The sequence below is a fragment of the Pseudoxanthomonas sp. genome (genome assembly GCF_051953815.1).
GTDB lineage: Bacteria > Pseudomonadota > Gammaproteobacteria > Xanthomonadales > Xanthomonadaceae > Pseudoxanthomonas_A.
On the sequence record NZ_JBQCIJ010000039.1, the window covers coordinates 19,186 to 34,433 of the forward strand.

Consider the following 15,248-nt stretch of genomic DNA (forward strand, 5'->3'; position numbering starts at 1 on the left):
GCTTGCGTGCCCGCCCGGCGTTCCCCGGTCTGGCACCAGCGGCTATGCAGCCGACCACGAAGCGAATGACCGACGAAACGATTCCTGCACCGAACGGCAATTACGACTCCAGCAAAATCACCGTCCTCCGGGGCCTGGAAGCGGTCCGCAAGCGCCCCGGCATGTACATCGGCGACGTGCACGACGGCACCGGCCTGCATCACATGGTGTTCGAAGTCGTCGACAACTCCATCGACGAGGCCCTGGCGGGCCATGCCGACGATGTGATCGTGAAGATCCACGACGACGGCTCGGTTTCGGTATCCGACAACGGCCGCGGCATTCCGGTCGACATCCACAAGGAAGAAGGCGTTTCCGCGGCCGAAGTCATCATGACCGTGCTGCATGCCGGCGGTAAGTTCGACGACAACAGCTACAAGGTTTCCGGCGGCCTGCACGGCGTCGGCGTCTCGGTGGTCAACGCGCTGTCGAACAAGCTGACGTTGGATATCTGGCGCGACGGCTTCCACCACGAACAGGAATACCACCTCGGCGAACCGGTCTATCCGCTGAGGCAGCTGGAGGCCTCCAGCAAGCGCGGCACGCTGACGCGCTTCTGGCCTTCGGCCGAGATCTTCACCGACGTCGAATTCCACTACGACATCCTGGCCCGCCGCCTGCGCGAGCTGTCGTTCCTCAACTCGGGCGTGAAGATCACCCTGATCGACGAGCGCGGCGAAGGCCGCCAGGACGTGTTCCAGTACGAAGGCGGCATCCGCAGCTTCGTGGAGCACCTGGCGCAGCTGAAGACCCCGCTGCATCCGAACGTCATCTCGGTGACCGGCGAGACCAACGGCATCACGGTGGACGTGGCCCTGCAATGGACCGACGCCTACCAGGAAACGATGTTCTGCTTCACCAACAACATTCCGCAGAAGGACGGCGGCACCCACCTCGCGGGTTTCCGCGCGGCCCTGACCCGCACCCTCAGCAATTACATCGAGCAGAACGGCATCGCCAAGCAGGCCAAGGTCAACCTGTCCGGCGACGACATGCGCGAAGGCATGATCGCGGTGCTGTCGGTAAAGGTGCCGGATCCCAGCTTCTCCTCGCAGACCAAGGAGAAACTGGTCAGTTCCGACGTGAAGCCGGCCGTTGAGGCCGCGTTCGGCGCACGTTTGGAGGAGTTCCTGCAGGAACACCCCAACGAGGCCCGCGCCATCGCGGAAAAGGTGGTCGACGCCGCGCGTGCGCGCGAAGCGGCCCGCAAGGCCCGCGAACTGACCCGCCGCAAGGGCGCGCTGGACATCGCCGGCCTGCCCGGCAAGCTGGCCGACTGCCAGGAAAAGGATCCCGCCCAGTCCGAACTGTTCATCGTCGAGGGTGACTCGGCCGGCGGCTCCGCCAAGCAGGGCCGCAACCGCAAGAACCAGGCGGTGCTGCCGCTGCGCGGCAAGATCCTCAACGTGGAACGCGCGCGTTTCGATCGCATGCTGTCCTCGGCCGAGGTCGGCACGCTGATCACCGCGCTGGGCACTGGCATCGGCAAGGACGAGTACAACCCGGACAAGCTGCGTTACCACCGCATCATCATCATGACCGACGCCGACGTGGACGGATCCCACATCCGCACACTGCTGCTGACGTTCTTCTACCGGCAGATGCCGGAGCTGATCGAGCGCGGTCACGTCTACATCGGCCTGCCGCCGCTGTACAAGCTCAAGCAGGGCAAGCAGGAGCTGTATCTGAAGGACGACGCGGCGCTGAACCTCTATCTGGCCAACAGCGCGGTCGAAGGCGCGGCCCTGATTCCGGCCGACGGCGAGCCGCCGATTCCGAGCGAGGCGCTGGAAAAACTGCTGCTGGCCTACGCAAACGCGCGCGAGGCCATCGCACGCAACGCGCACCGGTTCGATTCGCAGCTGCTGGAAGCCCTGATCGACGCCGCGCCTCTGGACGCGGCGTTCGTCGCGCGCAACCAGGAACAGCGCGCCGAACTGGACGCGCTGGAAGCCAAGCTCAATCGTGGCGGCCTCGGCAGTCCGCGCTACTCGCTGCAACTGCAAACGGCCAACGAACAGCGTCCGGCCGCGTTGCTGTCCACCCGTCGACACATGGGCGAGGAACTGACCCAGGTGTTGCCGTTGTCGGTTTTCGAGAGCGGCGAACTGCGCGCGCTGCGCGAATCGGCGGATCTGCTGCATGGCCTGATCCGCGAAGGCGCGAGCGTCCTGCGCGGCAACAAGACGCAGGCGATCGAGAGCTTCGCCGAAGTGCAGGCATGGCTGCTGGACGAAGCGAAGAAAGGCCGCAGCATCCAGCGCTTCAAGGGCCTGGGTGAAATGAATCCGGAGCAGTTGTGGGACACCACGGTCAATCCGGATACGCGCCGGTTGCTGCAGGTCCGCATCGAGGATGCGGTTGCGGCGGATCAGATCTTCAGCACGCTGATGGGCGATGTGGTGGAACCGCGCCGCGATTTCATCGAAGCCAACGCGCTGAAGGTCGCCAACCTCGACGTCTGATCGATCCATGCAGGTCGCGCCGGACGCAGGACCATCGCCCATGCCGCCGGCGCGGCTGCGTTCGGCATTGGCCGGTTTCGGCATCGATACCGCGCTCGCCCTCGTCATCACCTTCGCGCTGATGATGGGGGCCGGCGTCGTCTGGGGCATCCTGCGTGCCATCCAGCTGGCGGCCGGTGGCGCGGAAGAAGCCGAGATCCTCGCCGGACTGGCGCAGCCGGGCGCGCTCGCGCAGATCCTGATCGCGCTGTTCTCGATGGGCAGCACCGCCTTGCTGCTGTATTTCTGGCGGCGTCCCGCCACGGCCCTGGAGCGCCGGCATTCATGGCAGGCCCTGCGCAGGGCCGGGACCTGGGGCGCGGTGGTGGGCGTGGCGCTGCTGACCTTCCTGTCCAGCACGGCCGCCGCCTGGTTGGGCGAGCGGTTGGGCGTTCCGCCGAATCCCAGCAACCTCGCGCCCATCCGCGAACTGACCAGCAGCACGCCGGTTTTCACCATGGCGTTCGCGGTCCTGCTGGCACCGCTCTACGAGGAACTGCTGTTCCGCCGCGTCCTGTTCGGCGGCCTCTGGCGGGCGGGCTATCCGGTCCTGGGCATGCTGCTCAGCGGCCTGGTCTTCGCCCTCGCCCATGAGGCGCCCGGCCTCAACGGCAACGGCCTGGCCCCGACGCTGCTGCTGCTCGCCGTGTACACCGGGATGGGCGTGGCCTTTGCCTGGGTGTACCGCCGCACCGGCACCCTGTGGGCGCCGATTGCCGCCCATGCGCTGAACAACGCCCTGGCCCTGGGGGCCCTGCAGCTGGCGGGTGGCTGACGGCGGCGTCCGGTTGACGGAATGTTAAGACGGTCTTGCCGACACTAAACGCGATTCCGCGCTGGAGGCACGTCATGAAACCCTGGTTGCTTGCCGCCGCCATCGCGGCGCTGCTGGTCGCCTGCGCCACCACCACCTCGCCCACCGGGCGCACCCAGGTGGTCGGCGGCATTTCACAGCAGCAGCTGGACCAACTCGGCGCGCAGGCCTTCGCCGAAACCAAGGCCAAGGAGCCCGCCAACCGCGACGCGAAACAGAACGCGTACGTCACCTGCGTGGTCAACGCGCTGGTGCGCCAGTTGCCGCCCCAGCAGCGCGCCGTCGCCTGGGAAACCGCGGTGTTCGTGGACAAGGAACCCAACGCCTTCGCCCTGCCCGGCGGCAAGGTCGGGGTGAACACCGGCATCTTCACGGTGGCGAAGAACCAGGATCAGCTCGCCGCGGTGCTGGGACATGAAATCGGCCACGTCATCAGCCGCCATCACGAAGAACGCATCACCCGGCAGATGGGCACCCAGACCGGCCTGAGCATCCTCGGCGCGCTGGCCGGCGCCAGGTACGGCCAGACCGGCGTGGACGCGGTCAGCCAGTTCGGCAGCCTCGGCGCCCAGGGCCTGATCCTGCTGCCCAATTCGCGAACCCAGGAAAGCGAGGCCGACGTGGTGGGCCAGCGACTGATGGCCCAGGCCGGGTTCGACCCGCGCCAGGCGGTCAACCTGTGGGAGAACATGATGGCCGCCGGCGGCGGGCGGCCGCCGCAATGGCTGTCCACCCATCCCGACCCGACCAACCGCATCCGCGAGCTCCAGCGCGACGCTCCCGCCCTGGTGCCCACCTACGAGGCCGCCCGGAAGGCCGGAAACACCCCCCGCTGCGGCTGAGATCGCTCCCGTATTGCTGCCGTGCAGCAACAAAAACCTTACCTGTTTCACTGGAGTTTCTGATAGCTTTTCCGGCCCCGGAAGGATCCGACCACCCCCTACAGACTTTTGCCGTTCGCTTCGAGGTGACCCCCATGCTGCATCGCAAGTCCAAACATGCCCTGCTCTCCCTCGCCATCATCGGCCTGCTGGGTGCCGGGGTTGCCGCCGATGCCGCTGCCCAGATGAACCGCGACGACAACAGTTCGCAGCGCCGGCAGAAGAAGGAAAAGGTCGAGATCAAATATCCCGAGGCCAGCCGCCAGGAGCCGAAGGAAAAAGCGTCGGCCAAGATGCAGAACCAGCTCAACAAGCTGTTCAAGGCCTACGAGAAGGAAAACAACGAAGACGAGACGATCACGCTCGCCAACGAGATCATCGCCAGCGACAAGGCCAATGCCTACGACAAGTCGGTGGCCGCGCAGATCGGCGCGCAGGCCGCTTACGGCAAGGACGACTCCAAGCTCGCCAAGGACTACGCGAACAAGGTCCTGGAGTTCAACGGCCTGGACAACAACAACCACTACCAGACGATGTTCTTCCTGGCCCAGCTGCAGATGCAGGATGACCAGTTCACCGAAGCGCTGGCGACGATCGACAAGTTCTTTGCCGAAACCAAGTCGCAGAAGCCCGAGGAACTGATCGTCAAGGGCAACATCCTGTATCGCGCCGAGCGCTACGCCGATGCGATTCCGTTCCTGAAGCAGGCCATCGAAGGCTCGCCGGAACCGAAGAACGAATGGATGCAGCTGCTGATGGCCAGCTATGCAGAGGCCGGCCAGAACGACGCGGCCGTCAAGCTCGCCGAACAGCTCGCTTCCAAGAACCCGACCGACAAGAAGGCGCAGATGAATCTCGCCTCGGTCTACCTGCAGGCCGACAAGACCGACCAGGCCGCCGGCGTGCTGGAGAAGCTGCGCGCTTCCGGCCAGCTCACCGACGATCGCGAGTACCGCCAGCTCTACAGCATGTACGCGAACATGGACGGACGCGAGAAGGACGTCGTCTCCGTCATCAACGAAGGCCTGCAGAAGGGCGTCCTCAAGGACGATTACCAGGTCCAGCTGGCGCTGGCCCAGTCCTACTACTACTCCGAGCAGATCCCGCAGGCCATCGAGGCCTGGAAGAAGGCCGCGCCGCAGTCGCCCAATGGCGAAACCTACCTGAACCTGGCGCGCGTCCTGTGGCAGGAAAACCGGATTCCGGAGGCCAAGCAGGCCGCCAAGTCCGCGTTGGACAAGGGGCTGAAGAAGCCCGAGGACGCCAAGAAGATCTTGGCCCTGCCCTAACGGGAAACCAATATTCGGACGGCCAGAAACATCGAAAAAACGATGGTTTTGGCACCACGGAATGGTATAAGCTGAGAGTTCCCCCTGCCAAAAGTCAGGTGGGGGGAATCTAATACGACGCGGACGTTCCGACGTCCCGCACCAACCTTGAGTTCATTGGCGCATGGCTGAACAACTGGTCATCAATCGGTACCGGGAAGAGGAAGAGGACAAGAGCCTCAATTGGCCCCGTATCATCGGCATAGCCTTCGTGATCGCGTTGCACGCGGCCGCGCTGCTGCTGCTCCTAATTCCCGCGGTTGCTCCGCCGGCGGAAAAGGAACAGAAGGATCGTATCCAGGTCGTGGTGGTCGATGCGCCGCCGCCGCCCCCGCCGCCGCCGCCGCCGCCGCCGAAGCAGGACACGCCGCCGCCGCCGGTCAAGAATCTGGCGCCGCCCAAGACCACCCCGCTGCCGCCGCCGCCCGAGGCGCCGCCGGTCGAAGTGTCCGAGCCCCGCCCGACCGACGTCTACCAGCCGCCGGCCCCGCCCGCGCCGCCGGCCCCGGTCGCCGACATCGGCGCCAGCGTGGACATCTCGTCCAAGAACATGAACCCGCCGCGCTACCCGCCGTCGGCCGCCCGCGCCGGCATCGAAGGCACGGTCATCCTGATCATCGACGTGGACGCCAGCGGCAACGTCACCAACGTCTCCGTCGAGAAGTCCAGCCGCAACCGCGACCTGGACCGCGCCGCGATGGAAGCGGCCCGCAAGTGGCGCTTCAACCCGTCCGTCGTCAACGGCCAGAAGGCCGCCGGTCGCGTCCGCGTTCCGGTCGACTTCAAGATGGGCGGCTGACGCCGCCCGTCCCGAGTTACCCCTTCCGTTTCGTCACCCGCAACACCCTCAATCAACACACTTAAATAAAGGTAAGCGTCATGCTGCAGGAAACCATCATCGCCGCCGCAGCCGGGGGCAACAACGCCGCGAGTGCCCTCACCAACATGGGCTTCGAGCACCTGATCACCGAAATGGTGCAAAAGCCCGGCGAGTACGCCGTCTCCTGGGCAGTGCTGCTCATCCTGGTCGCCATGTCGGCCATGTCCTGGTACTGGACCGTCATCAATTCGCTCAAGAGCGTCCGCCTGAAGGGCCAGGCCGACCGCGTCGTCAGCACGTTCTGGGAAACCCCGAACGCGCAGGACGCCATCCGCCTGATGGAAGAACAGCCGAAGAACGAGCCGTTCTCCAAGATCGCCCTGGACGCCGCCCAGGCCGCCGCCCACCACCAGCGCGCCGAAGGTTCCAGCGCCGGTCTGGGTGAAGCCCTGAGCCGCTCCGAGTTCGTCGACCGCGCCCTGCGCCAGGCCGTCACCCGCGAGAGCGCCAAGCTCCAGAGCGGCATGACCCTGCTCGCCACGGTCGGCGCGACCGCCCCGTTCGTGGGTCTGCTGGGTACGGTGTGGGGCATCTACGGCGCCCTGATCCGCATCGGCGCCACCGGCCAGGCCTCGATCGACGCCGTTGCCGGCCCGGTGGGTGAAGCGCTGATCATGACCGCCATCGGTCTGTTCGTCGCGATCCCGGCCGTGTTCGCCTACAACTTCTTCAGCAAGACGAACAGCTCGACCATCTCCAAGTTCGATACGTTCGCCCACGATCTGCACGACTTCTTCGCCACCGGCTCGCGCGTCCGCTAAGCCACGGCAACAGTAGTCCCACGCATATCGACAAGCATTGACGGAGCCCGAAAATGGCTTTCAGTAGTGGTAATAGCAGTGGCCCGATGGCCGAGATCAACGTCACGCCCCTCGTGGACGTGATGTTGGTGCTGCTGATCATCTTCATCATCACCGCGCCGCTGATGTCGCATAAGGTGAAGATCGAACTGCCCGAGGCCAACCTCGTGCAGGACGGCAAGGACAAGGAAGCCCCGCCGGTTCCGCCCATCACCATTTCGGTGAAGGAAGATGGCTCGCTGTACTGGAACGACGAAGCGATCAGCAAGGAAATCCTGGAATCGCGGCTGTCCAGCACGGCCCAGCTGCAGCCGCAGCCCAAGCTCAATCTGCGTGGTGACCGCACCACCAAGATGCGCACGATCAACGAGGTGACGAAGATCGCGCAGAGCCAGGGCATGCTGGATATCGGCTACGTCGCCACCAAAGAAAAGGGGCAGTAAGCCATGGCATTCAGTAGTGGTGGAAGCAAGGGCCCCATGGCCGACATCAACGTCACGCCCCTCGTGGACGTGATGCTGGTGCTGTTGATCATCTTCATCGTGACCGCGCCGATCATGACGTATCCGATCGACGTGGCCCTGCCGCAGCGTGTGATCAACCCGCCGCCGCAGTTGAAGGAACCGCCGCCGCCGATCGATCTGCGCATCGACGCGGGCGGCTCGGTCTACTGGAACAACTCGCCCGTCAACGTGCGCGATCTGCAGCAGCGCATGGAGCAGGAGATCCAGCGTGACCCGACCAACCAGCCGGAACTGCGCATCGACGCGAACCCGGACGCCCAGTACGACGTGATGGCGAAAGTACTGGCCGCGGCCAAGAACGCACAGATGCAGAAAATCGGTTTCGTGCAGTAACACGCATAGACGCAAACCTCTTGAACGCCGCCTTCGGGCGGCGTTTTTTTTGCGTCGCGGTCCGTCCTGCAGGAACGACGCGAGTCGCGACCGTGGAACCTGCTCGCCTTATACCGCTGTTTTTCACGCAGGCTGGGGCCATCGCTCGAATCGACCTCGAGCCGCGGCCCGCTTGCTCCTGCTTCCGGGCGTCTCTTGCCATGACCCGGCGGACAGGCGTAGCGTGGGTTCCGACCCGACGCGAAAGGAGTACGCCATGGCTTTCTCCGCAACCGCACGTCCCTCCGCCCTGGCGGAGATGAATGTCACCCCCTTGGTCGATGTCATGCTGGTCCTGCTGATCATCCTCATGGTCACCGCGCCCCTGCTCTCGCGGCCGCTGGATCTCGCCCTGCCGCAATCCACCCCGCCCATCGATCAGGCCAAGCCCCTGATCCTGAGCCTGGACGTTGCCGCGGATGGCAGCATGAGGCTGGACGACCGCCCGCTGTCGGCGGCGGACCTTCGGGTCCGCCTGGACGACGCGCTTCGCAGTGATCCCAAGGCCGCGTTGACCCTGCATGCCTCGCCGGACGCCGACTACCAGCAGGTGGTCACCGCGCTGGCGCAGGTGCGTGCCAGCGGCATCCAGCAGGTCAGCTGGCGCGAGCACTGACCCGGCACCGATGCGGATCGCCCGTCATCGATGACGGGCATCCGCTTGAACGCGGTCATCCGGATGACCGTGTTCGAGGCTTGCCGACGCATCCTCATCCAGGCGCGCGCCGGCGTATGTCGAAGCCTGCGTGGGGGCACTCCTGCTCCGCTGTCTATGCCCGGCCGCTTTCTTCCCGGAAGCATGCCGACATGCGCCCATGCCAGCGATATGCCTCCACGCGATCTCCATTGCGGACCGCCGCAGGTTGCTGGTCGCAAGCCTTTTCGTCTGGACGCTGCAGGCCTTAGCCCGTCGCCTCTCCCGTCCGCACCGACTCCAGGATGGCGAGGTAGTTCTGCACCGTTCGATGCAGGCCCGCGTACAGGGCTTCGCCGATCAGTGCGTGGCCGATGGAGACTTCCAGCACGCCGGGAACGGCTTCCAGGAATTCCTGCAGGTTGGCCTGGCTGAGATCGTGGCCGGCATTGACGCCCATGCCGAGCGAGCGGGCATGGCGGACGGTCTGGATGCAGCGGCCCAGTTCCGCGTCCGCGTCGCCGGCGGCCATCGCCTCGGCAAACGGGCCGGTGTAGATCTCGATGCGGTCGGCGCCGATGGCGGCGGCCTTTTCCAGTGAAGGGCAGCCGGCATCGACGAACACGCTGACCCGGCAGCCGTAGGATTTCAGCTCGGCGATCAGGGGAGCCAGGCGATCGGCGTCGCGATCGAAATCGAAGCCGTGATCCGAGGTGATCTGGCCGTCGCTGTCCGGCACCAGCGTCGCCTGCGCTGGCCGGGCCTGCTCGCACAGCGCGAGGAAACCCGGATAGCCCTCGCGCGGCGGCGCGAACGGATTACCTTCCAGGTTCAGTTCCACCTGGCTGCCGCGGGTGAGTTCGGCGAGTCCGTGCACATCGTCGGCGCGGATATGACGCTGGTCGGGGCGCGGATGCACGGTGATGCCGTGCGCGCCGGCATACAGGCAGGCGCGCGCCGCGCGAACCACGTCCGGCTCGTCGCCGCCGCGGGAATTGCGCAGCACGGCGATCTTGTTGACATTGACGCTCAGGACGGTCATCCCGGCCTCCCTGCGAAGCGGATGGCGTGACTCACAGGGGCGGCGATCCCGACGACGGCGGCAACGTTCCCTGCTTGCGCGCCTCGGCGAGTTCGCGCAGGCGGCGCAGCTCGGCCGGATCGATCATCTGGGACTCGTCGCGCTGGCTGTCGCCCATCCGCGCGGCATACCAGCCGACAATCCATGCGATGAACAGGCCGAGTGCGGCGAGCAGGCCGACCACCATCAGCGCGGTCGAGGTGGTGCGCATGGACAGCACCAGTGCCCCCACGGCGAACAACAAATAGAGCCAGTGCATGACCGTCCTCCCCTGGATGGCGGGAGTGTACAACGCCCGGCCCGGGCCGGAAGCGGCGCGGATCACAACAGCGGGGATGTCAGCCGCGCCAATGCTTCGGGCAGGCGATGCCGCCACAGCGAGCGCCGGCGTTGCAAGTGGACGGGAGCGGATACGGCGAACTCGCCCTCCAGCAACTGCGCCAGCAGGCCTGCCAGGCCGCGGTCGCGGAACAGCATGGAAATCTCGAAATTCAGCCGGAAGCTGCGGTGATCGAAATTGGCGCTGCCGATCAGCGCAAGATGGTCGTCGCACAGCAACGCCTTGCTGTGCATCATGCGCGGCCCGTACTCGTAGACCTTCACGCCGGCGGCCAGCAACTCGTCGAAGTAGGAACGCGCGGCATAGGTCACCAGGCGCGAATCGCTCATTTTCGGCACCAGCAGGCGCACGTCCAGGCCACCCAGCGCCGCCGAGGTCAGCGCCATCCGCGCCGCCTCGCCTGGAACGAAGTACGGCGTCACCAGCCAGACACGCGACTTGGCTTCGTGGATGGCCGCCACGTGCATGCGGTGGATCGGTTCCCAGGCCGAGTCCGGGCCGGACACCAGCGTCTGCGCGGAGATGCCGCCTTCCACGCCGGTTTCGGTCGCGATCCACAGGCGGGTGCCGTGGAAGTCCTTGCGCGTCTGGCCGGTGGCGTAGACCCAGTCCTCGACGAACACCTGCTGGACGCTGCGCACCACCTCGCCTTCCATCCGCAGGTGGAGATCACGGTAGGCATCCGGGCGCAGCGACTCGTCCTCCTCGTCGGTGATGTTGATGCCGCCGGTGAAGGCGATGCCGCCGTCGATGACCACGATCTTGCGGTGGGTGCGCAGGTTGACCCAGGGGCGGGTGAACGGGCGGAACCGGGTGGGATGGAACCAGGCGCTTTCGCCGCCGGCGTCGTGCAGCGGCTGCAGGAAACGGCGGCCCACCTTCGAGGACCCGACCGCATCCAGCAGCAGGCGCACTTTCACCCCTTCCCGCGCCTTGGCGATCAACGCCTCCAGCAATCGGGTGCCGCAGCGATCCGGGTTGTAGATGTAGTACTCGAGATGGATGTGGTCGCGGGCCTGCCGGACCGCATCGAGGATGGCCTCGTAGGTGGCCGAGCCGTCCACCAGCAGCTGCACCGACGTGGCCGTCGACGGCGGCAGGCCGGTGGTGCTCTGGGCCAGCATCGCCAGCTCCGTGCAGCCTTCCTCGGCCGGGCAGAACGTCTCGTAGGTATCCAGGCCGGTGCGCGACTGGTGCCGGCGCAACTGCTGGCGCTTGATCTTCTGCGGACCGAGCAGGAAGTAGATCAGATAGCCGATGTAGGGCAGCAGCGACAGCGACAGCACCCAGCTGAGGGTGGCGACCGGTTCGCGCTTCTGCAGCACGATCCAGCCGCACAGCGGAATCAGGTAGAGCAGCCAGGCCAGGGTCAGCCAGCGTTGCAGGTGCGGGATGGTCAGGAAGGCATCCCACCAATGGTGCAGGGTCTCCAGCATGTGCGGATTCTATGCGGTGTCGCCGCCGTTGAGACGGCCCGGGCGTAATCTTCGCGGATGGGTGATGCGATCAAAGGCCGTGGTTCCGCCGGCTACCTGCCGGGCCGTTTCGCCGTGACCACCGCGCGGGCGGAGGACGACGGCTGGCACGAGCGCGACCGCGCCGATGAAATCGAATCCGCCCCGGCCACCCAGGTCACCGAGGAACGCGCGCGCAGCATCATCAGCCGCAACCAGTCGCCGGACATCCCGTTCCAGCAATCGCTCAATCCCTATCGTGGCTGCGAGCATGGATGCTCGTACTGCTTCGCCCGTCCGAGCCACGCCTACCTGGACCTGTCGCCCGGGCTGGATTTCGAGACCCGCATCTTCGCCAAGACCAATGCGCCCGAGCTGCTGCGCAAGGAACTGGCGAAGCCGGGCTACCGTTGCAGCCCGATCGCGCTGGGCATCAACACCGACGCCTACCAGCCGACCGAACGCAGGCTGGGCCTGACCCGGCGCATCATCGAGGTGCTGGCCGAAACCCGGCATCCGTTCTCGCTGATCACCAAGAACGCGCTGGTCGAGCGCGACCTCGATCTGCTGGCGCCGATGGCGCGCGACCACCTGGTGCAGGTGTATTTCTCGATCACCACCCTGGACAACCAGCTGTCCGCGCGGCTGGAACCGCGCGCGTCCGCGCCGCATTCGCGCCTGCGCGCGGTGCGCCGCCTGAGCGAGGCCGGTATCCCGGTCGGGGTGATGTTCGCGCCGGTGATTCCGTGGGTGAACGACAGCGAGCTGGAGGCGGTGCTCGAGGCCGCGCGCGATGCCGGCGCCGATTCGGCCGGCTACGTGCTGCTGCGGCTGCCGCACGAAGTCTCGCCGCTGTTCCGCGACTGGCTGCAGACCCACCTGCCGCAGCGCGCCGAGCATGTCATGAGCACGATCCAGCAGCTGCGTGGCGGCAAGGATTACGATGCGCGCTTCGGCAAGCGTTTCAGTGGCCAGGGCGTCTACGCCGACCTGCTCGCGCGCCGTTTCGATCTGGCTTACCGGCGGCTGGGCTTCGATCGGCGCAAGCACCAGGGGCTGGACATGGGCAAGTTCGTGCCGCCGCGGCCACCCTCGCCTCAGGGTGAATTGTTCTGACCTGTCGACTCGGCGTGGGAGCGACATGAGTCGCGACCGGATGAATCCGGGCCCGGCGTCGAATCGCAACTCACGTCGCTGCCGCAAGAGGCAGAATCAATCGCCGTCGCGGTGATAGCGCGACGCCGCTTCCACTTCGTTGCGCGAGCCCAGGAACACCGGCACCCGCTGGTGCAGGTGGGTGGGTTGCAGATCCAGGATGGCTTCGCGGCCGGTGCTGGCGGCGCCGCCGGCCTGCTCGACCAGCAGGCCCATCGGATTGGCTTCGTACATCAGCCGCAGCTTGCCCGGCTTGCCGGGGTCCTTGCGATCCCAGGGATAGATGAAGATGCCGCCGCGGGTGAGGATGCGATGCACGTCGGCGACCATGCTGGCGATCCAGCGCATGTTGAAGTCCTTGCCGCGCGGACCTTCCTTGCCGGCCAGCAGATCGGCCACGTAGGCCTGCATCGCCGGCTCCCAGTGGCGCTGGTTGGACACGTTGATGGCGAACTCGCGGGTGTCCTCGGGGATGCGCATGTCGCGCTGGGTCAGCACGAACGCGCCCTGCTCCCGATCCAGGGTGAAGGCGTGGGTGCCGTGCCCGGTGGTCAGCACCAGCATCGTGCTGGGACCGTAGATGCAGTAGCCGGCGGCGACCTGGTGGCGACCCGGCTGCAGGAAGTGCTCGTCGCCCGGCCGGCTCACGCCCTCGGGGCTGCGCAGCACCGAGAAGATGGTGCCGACCGAGACGTTGACGTCGATGTTGGAACTGCCGTCCAGCGGATCGAACAGCAGCAGGAAGCCGCCGCGCGGATAGGCGTCGGGAATCGGCTGGCTGTGCTCCATTTCTTCCGACGCGCAGGCCGCCAGGTGGCCGCCCCAGGCGTTGGCCTCCAGCAGGATGTCGTTGCTCAGCACGTCCAGCTTCTTCTGCGCCTCGCCCTGGACGTTGCCGGTGCCGGCGTCGCCCAGCACCCCGCCCAGGGCGCCCTTGCTGACCGCGATGGAGATGCTGGTGCAGGCCCGCGCGACCACCGCGATCAGCTGGCGCAGTTCGGCGTCGATGCGGCCGGCGCGCTGCTCCTCGATGAGGTAGCGGCTGAGGGAGACGGTGTGGGCGGCGGGTGTGGACATGGCAGGATGGCGGGCGGAAGAACCGCGCATTGTCCGGACATTGCGGACCAATGCAAGACCAATTTTTGAATCCAGAGGACGTTCCGTGATTCCGACGCCCCCGGCGGTGTGGCTTTCCCTGTCTTCGGCGCTGGGCCTGGGCCTGTTGATCGGCCTGGTCCGCGAGCGTGCCGGCGGCGAGGCGCGCGCCATCGCCGGACTGCGCACCCATGCCCTGACCGCCCTGGGCGCGGCGGTCGCCGCCCATCTCGGCCTGCCGGTGCTGCTGGTGATGCTGGCCGGCGTGGTGGTGCTGGCGGCCCTGGCGTACCTGGGCACGCGCGATCACGATGTCGGCCTGACCAGCGAGATCGCCCTGCTCCTGACCGCCCTGCTGGGTGGGCTGGCGGTGCAGTCGCCGCCGCTGGCGACCGGCCTGGCGGTGGTCGCCGCCCTGCTGCTCTACGCCAAGGAGCCGCTGCACCGGCTGACCCGCCAGGTGCTGAGCGAGCGCGAGGTCTTCGATGGCCTGCTGCTGCTGGCTTCGGCGCTGGTGATCCTGCCGATCCTGCCGGACGCGGCGATCGGGCCGTTCCAGGCCATCAACCCGGCGACCCTGTGGAAGCTGGTGGTGCTGGTGATGGCGGTCAGCGCGCTGGGCCACGTCGCATTGCGCCTGATCGGCAACCGCTGGGGCCTGGCCGTCGCCGGATTCTTCGCCGGCTACGTGTCGTCCACCGCCGCCGTGATCGGCTTTGGCCAGCGCGCCCGCGAGACGCCCGCGCTGCGATCCTCGGCGGTGGCGGCGGCGCTGCTGTCCAATCTGGCCTCGCTGAGCCTGTGCGTACCGATCCTGTGGGCGGTGTCGCCGCCGCTGGTCATCGACCTGTGGCCGGAACTGGCCGCGATCGGCGCGGTGCTGCTGGTCGGCGGCCTGCTCGGCCTGCGCGCGGGACGTGATGATCCGGCGGCGCCGCCGACCGCGGAAAGCCGCATGTTCCGGTTCGGCCAGGCGCTGGGTTTCGCGCTGGTGGTGGCCGTGCTGACATTCGTCTCGGCCGCGCTGGCGGCGTGGATTGGTCCGCGCGGGGCGATGGCGGCGGCGGTGATCTCGGCGACCGCGGAACTGCATGCGGCGGTGGCGACGCTGGCCAACCAGTTCGCGCGCGGCGGCCTGAGCGATGACGAGGCGCGCTGGCTGATGCTGGCCTTGCTGGGGGCGAGCCTGGCGACCAAGTCGGTGATCGCCTGGATCAGCGGCGGCGCGGCCTACGGCGTGCGCGTCGCGGCCGGATTGCTGGCGGCGCTGGCGGCCGGACTGGCGGTGCTGGTGCTGACCTGAGCGGGCGGGACCCACCCCTGCGGGAGCAATGTCGCTCCTATCCG

15 protein-coding genes are annotated in these 15,248 nt (G+C 66.8%); 11 read left to right on the forward strand and 4 right to left on the reverse strand.

Annotation, left to right across the window (positions count from 1 at the left end; all coding sequences use genetic code 11):
* The first annotated feature begins 65 nt into the window (after positions 1 to 65).
* The 9 genes from gyrB to ACTHN1_RS11380 all read left to right on the forward strand — a co-directional run bounded on the left by gyrB (position 66) and on the right by ACTHN1_RS11380 (position 8,758).
* Complete coding sequence (gene gyrB, locus ACTHN1_RS11340; protein WP_440471047.1) at positions 66 to 2,504, forward strand: DNA topoisomerase (ATP-hydrolyzing) subunit B; 2,439 nt, start codon at positions 66 to 68, stop codon at positions 2,502 to 2,504.
* 40 nt (positions 2,505 to 2,544) lie between these two features.
* Positions 2,545 to 3,318, forward strand: coding sequence for a lysostaphin resistance A-like protein (locus tag ACTHN1_RS11345; RefSeq protein ID WP_440471048.1), 774 nt, complete (start codon positions 2,545 to 2,547; stop codon positions 3,316 to 3,318).
* Between the two features lie 74 nt (positions 3,319 to 3,392).
* The gene (locus ACTHN1_RS11350; RefSeq protein WP_440471049.1) at positions 3,393 to 4,199 is read left to right on the forward strand and encodes a M48 family metallopeptidase; all 807 of its coding nucleotides are present in this window, start codon (positions 3,393 to 3,395) and stop codon (positions 4,197 to 4,199) included.
* A 134-nt stretch (positions 4,200 to 4,333) separates the two neighbouring features.
* A complete protein-coding gene (locus tag ACTHN1_RS11355; RefSeq protein ID WP_440471050.1) occupies positions 4,334 to 5,527 on the forward strand; it encodes a tetratricopeptide repeat protein in 1,194 nt (397 codons plus the stop codon).
* A 163-nt stretch (positions 5,528 to 5,690) separates the two neighbouring features.
* Positions 5,691 to 6,365: an energy transducer TonB gene (locus ACTHN1_RS11360; protein WP_440471051.1), complete on the forward strand. Its 675-nt coding sequence runs from the start codon at positions 5,691 to 5,693 to the stop codon at positions 6,363 to 6,365.
* Between the two features lie 80 nt (positions 6,366 to 6,445).
* Complete coding sequence (gene exbB / locus ACTHN1_RS11365; RefSeq protein ID WP_141454935.1) at positions 6,446 to 7,207, forward strand: TonB-system energizer ExbB; 762 nt, start codon at positions 6,446 to 6,448, stop codon at positions 7,205 to 7,207.
* A gap of 53 nt (positions 7,208 to 7,260) precedes the next feature.
* The gene (locus ACTHN1_RS11370) at positions 7,261 to 7,689 is read left to right on the forward strand and encodes an ExbD/TolR family protein (RefSeq protein WP_440471052.1); all 429 of its coding nucleotides are present in this window, start codon (positions 7,261 to 7,263) and stop codon (positions 7,687 to 7,689) included.
* A gap of 3 nt (positions 7,690 to 7,692) precedes the next feature.
* Positions 7,693 to 8,103 carry an ExbD/TolR family protein gene (locus ACTHN1_RS11375; protein WP_183639859.1) on the forward strand — a complete coding sequence of 137 codons (411 nt, stop codon included), beginning with the start codon at positions 7,693 to 7,695 and terminating at the stop codon, positions 8,101 to 8,103.
* A 256-nt stretch (positions 8,104 to 8,359) separates the two neighbouring features.
* Positions 8,360 to 8,758: an ExbD/TolR family protein gene (locus ACTHN1_RS11380; RefSeq protein WP_440471053.1), complete on the forward strand. Its 399-nt coding sequence runs from the start codon at positions 8,360 to 8,362 to the stop codon at positions 8,756 to 8,758.
* A gap of 286 nt (positions 8,759 to 9,044) precedes the next feature.
* Here the strand turns inward: ACTHN1_RS11380 and ACTHN1_RS11385 are convergent, their stop codons facing one another.
* The 3 genes from ACTHN1_RS11385 to cls all read right to left on the reverse strand — a co-directional run bounded on the left by ACTHN1_RS11385 (position 9,045) and on the right by cls (position 11,633).
* The gene (locus ACTHN1_RS11385) at positions 9,045 to 9,818 is read right to left on the reverse strand and encodes a pyridoxine 5'-phosphate synthase (RefSeq protein ID WP_440471054.1); all 774 of its coding nucleotides are present in this window, start codon (positions 9,816 to 9,818) and stop codon (positions 9,045 to 9,047) included.
* Between the two features lie 31 nt (positions 9,819 to 9,849).
* Complete coding sequence (locus ACTHN1_RS11390; RefSeq protein WP_440471055.1) at positions 9,850 to 10,116, reverse strand: hypothetical protein; 267 nt, start codon at positions 10,114 to 10,116, stop codon at positions 9,850 to 9,852.
* A 62-nt stretch (positions 10,117 to 10,178) separates the two neighbouring features.
* On the reverse strand, positions 10,179 to 11,633 hold the full coding sequence (cls, locus tag ACTHN1_RS11395) for a cardiolipin synthase (protein WP_440471056.1): 1,455 nt from the start codon (positions 11,631 to 11,633) through the stop codon (positions 10,179 to 10,181).
* 57 nt (positions 11,634 to 11,690) lie between these two features.
* Here cls and ACTHN1_RS11400 point away from each other — a divergent pair, with 57 nt between their 5' ends.
* Positions 11,691 to 12,767 (forward strand): PA0069 family radical SAM protein, encoded by a 1,077-nt coding sequence (locus ACTHN1_RS11400; RefSeq protein WP_440471057.1) that lies wholly within the window; start codon positions 11,691 to 11,693, stop codon positions 12,765 to 12,767.
* A gap of 96 nt (positions 12,768 to 12,863) precedes the next feature.
* Here the strand turns inward: ACTHN1_RS11400 and ACTHN1_RS11405 are convergent, their stop codons facing one another.
* Positions 12,864 to 13,883, reverse strand: a complete 1,020-nt coding sequence (locus tag ACTHN1_RS11405) for a class 1 fructose-bisphosphatase (protein ID WP_440471058.1) — start codon at positions 13,881 to 13,883, stop codon at positions 12,864 to 12,866.
* A gap of 85 nt (positions 13,884 to 13,968) precedes the next feature.
* Here ACTHN1_RS11405 and ACTHN1_RS11410 point away from each other — a divergent pair, with 85 nt between their 5' ends.
* Positions 13,969 to 15,204 (forward strand): MgtC/SapB family protein, encoded by a 1,236-nt coding sequence (locus ACTHN1_RS11410; RefSeq protein WP_440471059.1) that lies wholly within the window; start codon positions 13,969 to 13,971, stop codon positions 15,202 to 15,204.
* The last annotated feature ends 44 nt before the right edge of the window (positions 15,205 to 15,248 follow it).